Origin of the sequence: Enterococcus plantarum (assembly GCF_001730295.1) — a bacterium.
Classification (GTDB): domain Bacteria; phylum Bacillota; class Bacilli; order Lactobacillales; family Enterococcaceae; genus Enterococcus_L; species Enterococcus_L plantarum.
In genome coordinates, this window is the sequence record NZ_MIKA01000002.1 from 43,165 (window position 1) to 55,269 (window position 12,105).

Consider the following 12,105-nt stretch of genomic DNA (forward strand, 5'->3'; position numbering starts at 1 on the left):
ATAGTTTACAAGTAGAGGAGATTTTTGATGAAACAACGAGGATTTGAAATTATTACAGATTATGCAGACCAAGGGATTGCTATCCCTGAGCGTGCGACAAAAGGCGCTGCAGGTTACGACTTTGAAGCAGCAGAAACAGTAGTTGTCCCAAGCATTTGGCAATTACAAGCACAAGGCATAACACCAAAACCCGTCTTAGTAAAAACAGGGATCAAAGCATACATGGCTGAAAATGAATACTTAGAATTAGTAAGTCGCTCATCCAACCCATTAAAACGTTTTTTAATGTTAGCGAATGGCGTAGGCGTGATCGATCGTGATTATTATAATAACGAAGGCAACGAAGGACATATTATGTTTCAATTTCTGAATTTCGGCTATGAAGAAATGGTTATTGAAAAAGGTGAACGAATCGGCCAAGGGATTTTTAAACCGTTTCTTTTAGCAGATGTTGATGATGTCGAAAACGAGCGTACAGGTGGTTTTGGTTCTTCAGGCAAAAATTAAGATCAAATCGCTTGGAAACTGCGTATTTTACAGTGGGAAGTCTTAGTCTAAGAAGCCTATACTATGGTAAAATAAAGAATACATTAAAAATGAGGGGATAGCATATGGCAAAAAAAGCAAAAGTTCAATTTGAGTGTCAAACGTGCGGGTATATTTCCCCTAAATATTTAGGTCGCTGTCCCAATTGTGGTCAGTGGAACACAATGACAGAAGAAATCATTCAAGATACGACCGATCGTCGTGCTAGAGTCAGTTTAACTGGGAAAAAGACACAGCCTCAGCGCTTAGCTGAAGTGGTTCCAAAAAAAGAACCGAGAGTCAAAACAAAACTGGTAGAGTTGAACCGTGTGTTAGGTGGCGGCGTAGTGCCTGGATCACTTGTTTTGATTGGCGGCGATCCTGGAATCGGTAAATCAACATTGCTGTTACAAGTATCACAACAACTTGCTGAAATCGGTGGCAAAGTGCTTTACGTTTCTGGAGAAGAGAGTGCGGAGCAAATCAAAATGCGTGCCGAGCGGTTAAGTTCGATCGATACTGAATTTTATTTGTACGCTGAAACAGATATGAATGAAATTTCTCGAGCAATTGAAAAATTAGAACCTGATTACGTAATCATCGATTCCATTCAAACGATGACACAACCTGATGTGACGAGTGTGGCTGGAAGTGTCAGTCAAGTGCGAGAAACAACAGCTGAATTATTGAAAATCGCTAAAACCAATGGTATTGCTGTTTTTATTGTTGGTCATGTGACGAAAGAAGGGTCAATTGCAGGACCGCGTATGCTAGAACATATGGTAGATACTGTCTTATATTTTGAGGGAGATAAGCATCATACTTTCAGAATATTGAGAGCAGTCAAAAATCGTTTTGGTTCCACTAATGAGATCGGCATTTTTGAAATGCGGGAGCATGGATTAGAAGAAGTCGCGAATCCATCGCAAGTATTTTTAGAAGAACGCTTGGCGGATGCTACGGGATCTGCGATAGTGGTTGCTATGGAAGGAACACGCCCCATTTTAGTTGAGGTTCAGGCTTTAGTCACTCCAACGATGTTTGGAAATGCAAAACGGACAACAACTGGATTGGATTTTAACCGAGTTTCCTTGATCATGGCAGTTTTAGAGAAACGCGCTGGATTGTTATTACAAAATCAAGATGCATATTTAAAAGCTGCTGGCGGCGTAAAAATCAACGAACCTGCAATCGATTTAGCGGTCGCGGTGAGTATTGCGTCCAGTTATAAAGAAAATGGCACAAGACCAACCGAATGTTTTATAGGTGAAATTGGGTTGACTGGTGAGATTCGTCGAGTGAATAGTATCGAACAACGAGTACGCGAAGCACAAAAACTAGGATTCACGAAGATTTATTTACCAAAAAATAACTTAGGCGGTTGGACCCCACCAGAAGGAATCGAGATTGTCGGCGTAGCGACAATCGGTGAAACACTAAGAAAAGTATTCAAATAGACTGAGAGTAAAGAGATCGATACAAGAGGATCGTCACGACCTCTTTCTTTCAATCTTTAAATAAGTATAACTATATTGGAGGATGAATCTATGCAAAAACGTGTCATCACATTGCTGATGGTCGTCGCTGGCGCAAGCTTAGGTATTTCACTATTACCAATAGCTTGGGACATGGCGAAACAGGCAGATAATACATGGTTGAACAATAACTTTACTAACAGTTTGATTGGTGCACTTATTTTCTTTATATTATCGTTAGGGTTAGCAAAGTATATTGTTTCAGTTGTAAAAAAAGTAGAAGCATCATTAAATGAAATGAGTTTAACGTATCTATTATTCGGAAGTGTCGGCGCAATTCTTGGGTTGATCATTGGTGTGATTATTTCAATTCCAATGTATAACTTGAATATCCCGTTTGTGAATAGCGTCTTGCCGATTTTAGTCATGATTATTTTTGGCTATCTTGGGTTTCGTATGGGAACTACTCGAATTGATGAATGGCGTAAAATTTTTACTCCGAAACAGAAAAAACTTCAAACGGAAGGCCAAGGAGAAGTCTTGGATCGTAGGGTAGAAGATCGTTTCCATAAATACAAAATTTTAGATACAAGCGTAATCATTGACGGTAGAATTTACGATATTGCGAAAACTGGCTTTTTAGAAGGAGTTATTTTGATTCCTAATTTTGTGCTGTATGAACTGCAATATATTGCGGACTCTGGTGATAGTCTTAAACGTGTTCGTGGACGACGTGGCTTGGATATTTTAAATGCGTTGCAAAAAGAAGATGGTATTTCGGTTGAAATGTATGAAGGTGATTTTGAAGATATTTCAGAAGTCGATAGTAAACTGATTAAACTAGCAAAATTATTGGATGGCGTGGTCGTAACAAATGATTATAACTTAAATAAAGTTTCTGAATTTCAAAATGTTCCTGTTTTAAACATCAATGCTTTAGCAAATGCGGTAAAACCAGTTGTGATTCCTGGCGAAACAATGAATGTAATGGTTGTAAAAGCTGGAACAGAACGTCAACAAGGTGTGGCGTATTTGGATGATGGTACGATGGTTGTCGTTGAAGATGGTCAGCATTATATGAATGAACACATTCAAGTAGTTGTTACCAGTGCTTTACAGACTGCAGCTGGCCGGATGATTTTTGCAAAGCCTGCTCACTCTGGACGAGGTATCAATGATAGCAAAGAAGACAGCAAAACTAATGAAAAAATCTAAAAATAGAAATGAAGCTCTGGATTATGAAGTCATTTTGTTGGCGGCGGGTCAAGGGAAGAGAATGGGTGCTAGCCGAAATAAGATTTTATTGCATCTGATCGGTAAACCAGTTATTTCTTATTCGCTAAATACTTTCTTAAATGATCCTGCATGCAAACATATTATTTTAGTCGCACAAGAAGACGAACAAGTTTTATTAAGTGAAATGATCAAGAAAGAAGCAAAGAAAATAAGATGCCCGATAACAATCGTCTCTGGTGGTCATGAGCGGCAATATAGCGTGTATAATGGCTTGAATGCAGTATTTTCTTTGAAAAATATTGTGATGGTTCATGACGGCGCAAGACCCTTCGTCAATCTGACACAATTGAAATTATTGCATCAGAAAGTACAAGAAACGAGAGCCGCTATTTTAGGTGTTCCTGTCAAAGATACAATCAAGCGAGTGACGGATGGAATCGTACAAGAGACGGTTCCACGTGAAACATTATGGCAAATACAAACCCCTCAAGCCTTTTATGGAGAGGATTTACTTGCCGTGCATGTTTGTGCACAGCAAGAAGGTTATTTAGGAACAGACGAGGCATCTCTTATTGAAAAATACAGTAATTTACCTGTTTCGATGGTATTGGGAAGTTACGAAAATATCAAATTGACCACACCAGAAGATATGCTGATCGGCGAATCAATCGTCAAACGAAAAAGAAGCTAGGTGAAAAAATGATACGAATTGGACAAGGATTTGATGTTCATCAACTGGTAGAAGGACGTAAGTTGATCATTGGTGGTGTAGAACTACCTTTTGAAAAAGGCTTATTAGGACACTCAGATGCAGATGTGTTGCTACATGCAATTACAGACGCTTTGCTTGGCGCTGCAGGTCTGGGTGATATTGGACATTTATTTCCTGATACAGATCCGGCATTTAAAGAGGCGGACTCACTGAAATTATTACATGAAGTAAATCAAAAAATTTTGGCTGGTGGCTTTACTATTGGCAACATTGATTGTACAATTTTAGCAGAACAACCAAAAATGAAACCTTATTTAGAACAAATGAAAGAAAACATCGCTAAGGCCTGTCAAATTGAAACGAATCAACTCAATTTAAAAGCAACAACGATGGAAAAAATGGGTTTTATTGGTCAAGAAGAAGGTCTGGGAGCGATTGCGGTCGCTTTACTTGAAAAATAGAAAGAGGAATGCACAATGACAAAAGTACGTGTACGTTATGCACCAAGTCCAACTGGACACTTGCATATCGGAAATGCAAGAACAGCTTTATTTAACTATTTATTTGCCCGCCACAACGATGGCGAATTTATCATCCGCATCGAAGATACCGATCAAAAAAGAAATATCGAAGATGGGGAAAAAAGCCAATTAGAAAATCTAGCATGGCTAGGAATGGATTGGGATGAATCTCCTGAAAAACCAGGTGAATATGGTCCGTATCGTCAATCAGAACGTAGCGAAATTTATCAACCTTTAATCGATCAATTATTAGTAAGCAATCGTGCGTATAAATGTTACTGTACTGAAGAAGAATTAGAAGCTGAAAGAGAAGCACAACGTGCCCGTGGTGAAATGCCACATTACGCTGGTAAGTGTGCGGATTTGACTCCTACTGAGCAAGCGGAAAAAGAAGCACAAGGTCTTGAGTCAGTGATTCGTTTCCGTGTACCAAGAAATACGTCTTATACATTTGAAGATATGGTTAAAGGCGAAATCGTTTTTGAATCAGATAATATCGGTGGCGATTTTGTCATCCAAAAACGTGATGGCATGCCGACCTATAATTTTGCGGTAGCGGTAGACGATCACATGATGAAAATCACGCATGTCTTACGTGGGGACGATCATATTGCGAATACACCAAAACAATTGATGATTTATGAAGCATTTGGCTGGAAAGCACCCGAATTTGGTCATATGACGTTAATCATCAATTCTGAAACGGGTAAAAAATTAAGCAAACGGGATGAATCGATTTTACAATTTATTGAACAATACCGTGAACTTGGCTATTTACCAGAAGCAATGTTTAATTTCACAGCGTTATTAGGTTGGTCCCCAGTTGGAGAAGAAGAAATCTTCTCACCAAAAGAATTGATCAAAATCTTTGATCCAGAACGCTTAAGCAAGTCACCAGCTGCCTTTGATGGAAAGAAACTTGAGTGGGTCAATAACCAATATATGAAGCAATTAGATTTAGATGTTTTAACAGATATGTGTCTTCCTTATTTAGTAGCAGAAGGCAAAATCGAAGCACAACCAAGCGGAGAAAAATTGGAATGGCTGAAAAAAGTAGTTAGCTTATACCAACCACAAATGAGTTATGCAGCTGAAATCGTCAATGTATCTGAATTGTTCTTCAATGAGCATCCAGTTTTAGATGAAGCGGCAAAAGAAGTTTTAGCTGGTGAAACTGTTCCAGCAGTTTTAGCGGCGTTCAAAGCACAATTAGAAGCAATGGATGTTGTTGATGTACCAAGCATCAAAGCTGGGATCAAAGCAGTTCAAAAAGAAACTGGCGTAAAAGGCAAAAATCTATTTATGCCAATCCGTGTAGCTGTTTCAGGACAAGTACATGGTCCAGAATTAGGCGATACGATTGAACTTTTAGGAAAAGAAAAAGCCTTAGATCATTTAAATAACGTTTTATAATAGAAATATGTAGAGAAGAAGAAGTAAAAAAGCGCGTGTCTATAGAGAGACTGTGGATGGTGAAAACAGTTGTCAGCACTTTTTGAAATGCATCTTTGAATAGTTTCGGCGATATGTAGCTGAAAACGGCCAACAACCGTTATCTGTTTTGAGGCAGGGAGACCTGTAAAAAAAAGTGGAACCACGCAGAAGCGTCTTTTAAACGGAGTTATGTCGTTTGAAAGACGTTTCTTTATTTGTATTATCTAGCTCGTTAGCCTTACGGAATAAAGAACTGGACGATCCTGCCACGTTTTTATGTATAAAATTGAATGAAAGGAGAGCGAATATGGGTTGGTTAAAAAGAGCAGTCAGAGCAGTCAAAGAGAATGATCCGGCCGCTCGTTCAACAGCGGAAGCATTACTTACATACCCGGGTGTACATGCATTATTTTGGCATCGTTTTTCCCATTTTCTGTATCGACACCAGTTATTTTTATTAGCAAAAATTCATGCACAATTTTGGCGATTCATAACAGGAATCGAAATCCATCCTGGTGCGACGATTGCACCTGGCGTTTTTATTGATCATGGGATGGGTGTTGTGATTGGTCAAACAGCAGAAATAGAAGAAGATGTCGTGTTGTTTCATGGGGTGACCTTAGGCGGAACAGGTAAAGACACAGGAAAACGCCATCCGACTGTAAAAAAAGGGGCAATGATCCACGCACACGCTCAAATATTGGGACCTGTCACAATAGGTGAACGAGCAAAAATCGGCGCATCTGCCGTTGTGTTAACAGATATTCCTGATGATGCAACAGCTGTAGGAATACCTGCAAAAATCGTCAGAATCAAAGGAGAAAAATTGGAGGTAGCATATGATTCAAATTTATAATACATTAACGCGAGAAAAAGAATTATTTCAACCAATAGAGGAAGGGAAAGTCCGGATGTATGTCTGCGGACCAACTGTCTACAATTATATTCATATCGGCAATGCCCGTAGTTCGATGGCTTTTGACACGATTAGACGTTATTTAGAATACCGCGGATACGAAGTGAATTATGTTTCAAACTTTACGGATGTCGATGATAAAATTATTCGGGCAGCCAAAGAATTAGGCATCACAGCCCCAGAAGTGGCAGATCGATTTATCCATGCATTTGAAGAGGATACGAATATCTTGAATGTGAAACCTGCAACACTACATCCAAGAGTAATGGATCATATGCCGGACATTTTAACCTTTATCCAAACATTGATTGATAAAGGCTATGCATACGAATCAAAAGGCGATGTCTATTATCGGACGAGAAAATTTGAAGGGTATGGCAACCTTAGCCATCAATCAATTGATGAATTAGAAGTTGGTGCTAGTCAACGGACAGGCGTAGAAAAAGAGCTGAAAGAAGATCCGTTAGATTTTGCTTTATGGAAAGGTGCCAAAGAAGGTGAAATTACTTGGGATTCTCCGTGGGGAGCTGGCCGTCCTGGCTGGCACATTGAGTGTTCTGTTATGGCAACAAAACACTTAGGTGATACAATTGATATTCATGGTGGTGGGCAAGATTTAGAGTTCCCTCATCATGAAAATGAAATAGCCCAAAGTGAAGCAAAAACAGGGAAAAAATTCGCCAATTACTGGATGCATAATGGGTTTGTAACGATTGGTGAAGAGGATGAAAAAATGAGCAAATCGCTAGGGAACTTTGTAACGGTTCATGAACTAGTGAAGGAAGTTGATCCTCAAGTGTTGCGTTTCTTTATGGCTACTACACAATATCGCCGCCCAATTCGTTATAGTGAAACAACGATGAAAGAAGCAGGCGTTAATTTACAAAAATTAAAGAATGCGTTTGAGAACCTATCCTTTAGAAAATCTGATGCAATAACAGAACATGACGAAGATACTCAAAAGTTACAAGAATTAGCAGATTTAGAAATACGTTTCACAACTGAAATGGATGATGATTTTAACGTAGCAAACGGAATCACTGTGGTGTATGAAATGGCGAAATGGCTAAATCAATACAGTGAGCAAGAGGCTGTATCCGCAGTGGTAATCGAAAAAGCGCTAGAACAGTTTACACAATGGTTAAGTATTTTTGGGATCTTTTTCTTATCAGAAGAACTACTAGACGATGATGTTGACCAATTGATCGAAGAGCGTAATCAAGCTCGCGCGAATCGTGATTTTGCCCGCAGTGATGAAATTCGTGATTTATTAAAAGACAAAGGAATAACCTTGGAAGATACAGCTCAAGGAACTAGATGGAGAAGAAGTGAATGAGAGATTATACTCAATTAAACGGTTTAGCATTGGCCTATGTAGGGGATGCAATCTATGAGATTTATATCCGCGATTACTTAGTGGAACAAGGACAAACCAAACCAAATACGCTACACCGTATGGCAACACATTATGTTTCAGCCAAAGCCCAAGCTTTTCTGATTCAAGAAATGCTGGAAGAAAAATTACTTTCAGAAAATGAAGAACTAATGTACAAACGCGGCCGCAACGCCAAAAGCCACACGTCTGCAAAAAATGCCGATATCACAACGTATCGAATTGCCACTGGATTTGAGTCGTTGATGGGGTATCTGCACTTGACGAAACAAACGGAACGTTTGAAAGAATTGATTGATTGGTGTATAAAAAAAGTAGGTGAAAAAAATGAGAAATGATAAAAAGCGCCCTTTTAAGGGAAACAAACCACAAAAAAAACAACCATTTAAAAAAGAATTGGTAAGAAAAGAACGTGAAGTCTCACAAGAAGAGGTCGAAGATAACTTCGTTTTTGGGAATCATGCGACGGTAGAAGCAATTCAACAAGGTCGTGGCAATAAATTATTTCTTCAAGAAGATAGTAAGAGCGAGAAAGTTGAACACCTAAAATTATTAGCCAAAGAAAATGCTGTACCTGTTAAATGGGTACCAAAACAAAAACTAGATACAATGACAAATCACGGTGTTCATCAAGGAATCGTATTAGCAATTACAGCGTATGAATACTTAACATTGGAAGAATTGCTCGATCAGACGAAAGAAAAGACGGAGACGCCATTCTTTTTAATCTTAGATAGTTTAGAAGACCCGCATAATTTTGGCTCTATCTTAAGAACGGCAGATGCAACGGGTGTGGACGGGATCATTATCCCCAAACACCGTGCAGTTGGCATTACACCAGTTGTCACCAAAGCTTCAACTGGAGCAGTTGAATATATCCCAGTCGCTCGTGTAACCAATTTAGCGCAAAGTATTGCTACATTAAAAGAAAATAGTTTTTGGATTTTTGGGACGGATATGAAAGGCACTGATTACCGCAAATGGAATACGCAAGGGGCGATTGCGTTGATCATTGGAAATGAAGGTCGTGGCATGAGTCAAGGTCTACATAAAGAAGTAGATGAATTATTGACGATTCCAATGAGTGGACATGTTCAAAGTTTGAATGCCGGTGTTGCAGCGGGATTGTTGATGTATGAAGTTTATCGTGGGCGAAATAGTCTGTAAAGGTTCGTTTAGCGGCGATAGAGGCACATCATTAAAAAGAAGGTGACAAAGCAAAATGAAAAAACAGTTATTGATCGTTGATGGTTATAATATGATTGGTTCTTGGCCAGAGTTGGTTCAGTTGAAAAATCAGAATAAACTTGAAGATGCCAGAGAAGTTTTACTACAGCGTTTATCCAACTATGCAAAATACGAGGGGTTAGAAGTAATCGTGGTTTTTGATGCACAGCTGGTTCCAGGTATTCAGCAGACATATAAGAAGTATCATCTAACTGTGGTTTTTACCAAAGAAGAAGAGACTGCTGATAGCTATATTGAACGGATTGCCGGAGAAAAAAATGATCGGTTGACGCAAGTAACAGTCGCAACAAGCGATTTGGCAGAACAATGGCTAGTTTTTTCAAAAGGAGCATTGCGAGCATCAGCGAATGAACTGTATAAAAATGTTCAAAAATCAGAACGTACAATTGCTATTCATGCGACGGATATCCATTTCCAAGATTTTCGACGAAATTCTCCATGGAATCTAGAGCAATTGTCAAAGTTGTCCGAAAAAATGGACGAATTGTCCAAAAAGAAAGAATAACTGTGCTTTTGTATCTGTTTTCTTAGAAGAAAATGTTACGCTTTTTCCAAGCATTTTGGTAGAATGCTTGGAAGGAGAATGTTGTTGATGAACAAGTATGAAGATATCTTAAAAGGAGAACCATTAGCATTTGATCGTATGTATCGGAAGTATCATCCAGTTGTGTATAAACTTCAAAAAAAATATTATTTAAAGGATTTTGATCGAGAAGACTGGTTACAGGAAGGTCGGATTATTTTTCACCGCTCACTGGAAAAATATCAAGATGAGCATAGTGTTTCAATTGGAACATTTTTCAAATCAAATTTTGAAAACCATATCCGCAGCTTAGTTAGAAAACAATGTGCACTCAAACGAACGATTGACGCAAAGTCTATTTCTTTAGATCAAAAAATAGAAAATCAGGGAGAATCCTTTTTTGATTACATAGGAACGGAAGATAGCAATGCATTAGATCAGATGATTATTCGGGAAAAGCTAGAGCAGCTGCCACTCGTTTTGTCACCTTTTGAACGAATCACCTTTGAAGAATATATGAATGGCAAGGAATTAAAAGAGATTGCAAACGACACTGATAGCCGTGAAATCACTGTCAGAAGTGCCTATGATCGAGCAAAAAAGAAATTGAAAGCGATTATTTATGATTAAATTAGAACTTTTAAAATTTTCACATCAAATAATTATTCATTTATAAATTATAATTAGTTGCAATTCATTTTCTGCTATGGTAAACTTGTTATTTTTATTAATATGTGATACAATGGCGAATGAGGTGAATGCAATGCCAACAACTTTAGCGTCAATTAAAAAAGATCTAGAATGTCGTATCGGCAGCCAAATCACATTAGTTGCTCAAACCGGCAGAAAGCGCCAAACTGAACGTAAAGGTATTTTGACAGAAACGTATCCATCTGTCTTCGTTGTAGATTTAGACCCAGATGAAAACTCATTCGAACGAGTTTCTTATAGTTATTCGGATGTGCTAACACGCACAGTAGAGATTGAATTTGTCAGTGAAGCAGTCTAAGACAATTATTGATTTTTAAAAGCAGAGACAAAGCGAAAACGCTTTAGCTCTGCTTTTTTTGTCTATGAGATAGTTTACTAATTATGTATAAAAGAGTAGACGTAAAGGATAAGTAGAGCAATTTTTATACAAATATATACTTCTCTAACAACATATGTTAGAATTTAAAAGATTGTGAAGTTGGTCAGGTAATGGGATTAGATAGGTGAAAAAGAATGGAAATCATAGAAAAAGCGCCCGCAAAAATCAATCTGGGGTTGGATGCTCTCTATAAAAGAAATGATGGTTATCACGAGTTAGAGATGATCATGGCTAGTGTAGATTTAGCCGATCGGCTGACCTTTGAGTTATTGCCGAAAAATGAAATAGTGATTGAAACAGATAGCTCCTTTTTGCCAGTAGATCGAAGAAATCACGTGTATCAAGCAGCAGAATTGCTGAAGAGCACGTTTAATCTTACGCAAGGAGTTAAAATTTATATAGAAAAAAGAATTCCCGTAGCCGCTGGGTTAGCTGGCGGCAGTAGTGATTGTGCTGCTGCGTTAAGAGGAATGAATCAATTGTGGGAGTTAGGCTTGTCGCTAGAAGAACTTGCTGTACTTGGCAGTAAGATTGGTTCAGATGTTCCGTATTGCGTTCATGGTGGGACAGCTTTTGTTACTGGTCGTGGAGAAAAGATTGAGTTTTTACCAACGATGCCACAATGTTGGGTCGTTTTAGTAAAGCCAAGAATGAGTGTCTCTACGGGTTCGATTTTTGGGAGTTTATCCTTCAATGACGTAGAACATCCTGATATTCGTGGTCTGAAACAAGCCATTGAGACGAATAACTATCAGTTGATGGCAGAAAAAAGTGGTAATGCTTTAGAAGGTGTAACAATCAATCGTCACCCAGTGATCCAGCAAATCAAAGATCGTATGATGAAATATGGAGCAGATGCGGCACTGATGAGTGGGAGCGGCCCAACAGTTTTTGCCTTGTGTGAGAAAAAGACAAGAGCACAGCGTATTTATAACGGTTTAAAAGGCTTTTGTGAAGAAGTTTATATTGTACGGACGTTAAAATAAAAGGTTGTGACAGAAGTGTGTAACGCCAAGAAATAAGCAGGAGTTG

General features: G+C 38.6%; 14 protein-coding genes and 1 other annotated feature. All 14 genes read left to right on the plus strand.

The features are described from left to right. The first annotated feature begins 27 nt into the window (after positions 1–27). The 14 genes from BCR22_RS01525 to ispE all read left to right on the plus strand — a co-directional run bounded on the left by BCR22_RS01525 (position 28) and on the right by ispE (position 12,059). Positions 28–507 (plus strand): dCTP deaminase/dUTPase family protein, encoded by a 480-nt coding sequence (locus BCR22_RS01525; RefSeq protein ID WP_069653247.1) that lies wholly within the window; start codon positions 28–30, stop codon positions 505–507. 104 nt (positions 508–611) lie between these two features. Continuing rightward, positions 612–1,982: a DNA repair protein RadA gene (gene radA, locus BCR22_RS01530; protein WP_069653248.1), complete on the plus strand. Its 1,371-nt coding sequence runs from the start codon at positions 612–614 to the stop codon at positions 1,980–1,982. Positions 1,983–2,072: 90 nt separating this feature from the next. Then, positions 2,073–3,215: a PIN/TRAM domain-containing protein gene (locus BCR22_RS01535; RefSeq protein ID WP_069653249.1), complete on the plus strand. Its 1,143-nt coding sequence runs from the start codon at positions 2,073–2,075 to the stop codon at positions 3,213–3,215. Then, complete coding sequence (gene ispD, locus BCR22_RS01540; RefSeq protein WP_338030534.1) at positions 3,175–3,927, plus strand: 2-C-methyl-D-erythritol 4-phosphate cytidylyltransferase; 753 nt, start codon at positions 3,175–3,177, stop codon at positions 3,925–3,927. Before BCR22_RS01535 ends, ispD begins: the two co-directional genes overlap by 41 nt. Positions 3,928–3,935: 8 nt before the next feature. Next, complete coding sequence (ispF, locus tag BCR22_RS01545; RefSeq protein WP_069653250.1) at positions 3,936–4,409, plus strand: 2-C-methyl-D-erythritol 2,4-cyclodiphosphate synthase; 474 nt, start codon at positions 3,936–3,938, stop codon at positions 4,407–4,409. 15 nt (positions 4,410–4,424) lie between these two features. Continuing rightward, positions 4,425–5,882 (plus strand): glutamate--tRNA ligase, encoded by a 1,458-nt coding sequence (gltX, locus tag BCR22_RS01550; RefSeq protein ID WP_069653251.1) that lies wholly within the window; start codon positions 4,425–4,427, stop codon positions 5,880–5,882. 1 nt (position 5,883) lies between these two features. After that, positions 5,884–6,084: a binding site (T-box leader), on the plus strand. A gap of 126 nt (positions 6,085–6,210) precedes the next feature. Beyond that, positions 6,211–6,759: a serine O-acetyltransferase EpsC gene (gene epsC, locus BCR22_RS01555; protein ID WP_069653252.1), complete on the plus strand. Its 549-nt coding sequence runs from the start codon at positions 6,211–6,213 to the stop codon at positions 6,757–6,759. Then, the gene (cysS, locus tag BCR22_RS01560; protein ID WP_069653253.1) at positions 6,743–8,155 is read left to right on the plus strand and encodes a cysteine--tRNA ligase; all 1,413 of its coding nucleotides are present in this window, start codon (positions 6,743–6,745) and stop codon (positions 8,153–8,155) included. Before epsC ends, cysS begins: the two co-directional genes overlap by 17 nt. Further along, a complete protein-coding gene (locus tag BCR22_RS01565) occupies positions 8,152–8,550 on the plus strand; it encodes a Mini-ribonuclease 3 (protein ID WP_069653254.1) in 399 nt (132 codons plus the stop codon). Before cysS ends, BCR22_RS01565 begins: the two co-directional genes overlap by 4 nt. Continuing rightward, entirely contained in the window at positions 8,540–9,379 is an 840-nt protein-coding gene (gene rlmB, locus BCR22_RS01570; protein ID WP_069653255.1) for a 23S rRNA (guanosine(2251)-2'-O)-methyltransferase RlmB, read from the plus strand. Before BCR22_RS01565 ends, rlmB begins: the two co-directional genes overlap by 11 nt. A 55-nt stretch (positions 9,380–9,434) precedes the next feature. Then, a complete protein-coding gene (locus tag BCR22_RS01575) occupies positions 9,435–9,965 on the plus strand; it encodes an NYN domain-containing protein (RefSeq protein ID WP_069653256.1) in 531 nt (176 codons plus the stop codon). An 87-nt stretch (positions 9,966–10,052) separates the two neighbouring features. Continuing rightward, positions 10,053–10,613 carry a sigma-70 family RNA polymerase sigma factor gene (locus BCR22_RS01580; RefSeq protein ID WP_069653257.1) on the plus strand — a complete coding sequence of 187 codons (561 nt, stop codon included), beginning with the start codon at positions 10,053–10,055 and terminating at the stop codon, positions 10,611–10,613. A 133-nt stretch (positions 10,614–10,746) separates the two neighbouring features. Then, the gene (locus tag BCR22_RS01585) at positions 10,747–10,992 is read left to right on the plus strand and encodes a Veg family protein (RefSeq protein WP_069635129.1); all 246 of its coding nucleotides are present in this window, start codon (positions 10,747–10,749) and stop codon (positions 10,990–10,992) included. Between the two features lie 215 nt (positions 10,993–11,207). Then, a complete protein-coding gene (ispE, locus tag BCR22_RS01590; RefSeq protein ID WP_069653258.1) occupies positions 11,208–12,059 on the plus strand; it encodes a 4-(cytidine 5'-diphospho)-2-C-methyl-D-erythritol kinase in 852 nt (283 codons plus the stop codon). The last annotated feature ends 46 nt before the right edge of the window (positions 12,060–12,105 follow it).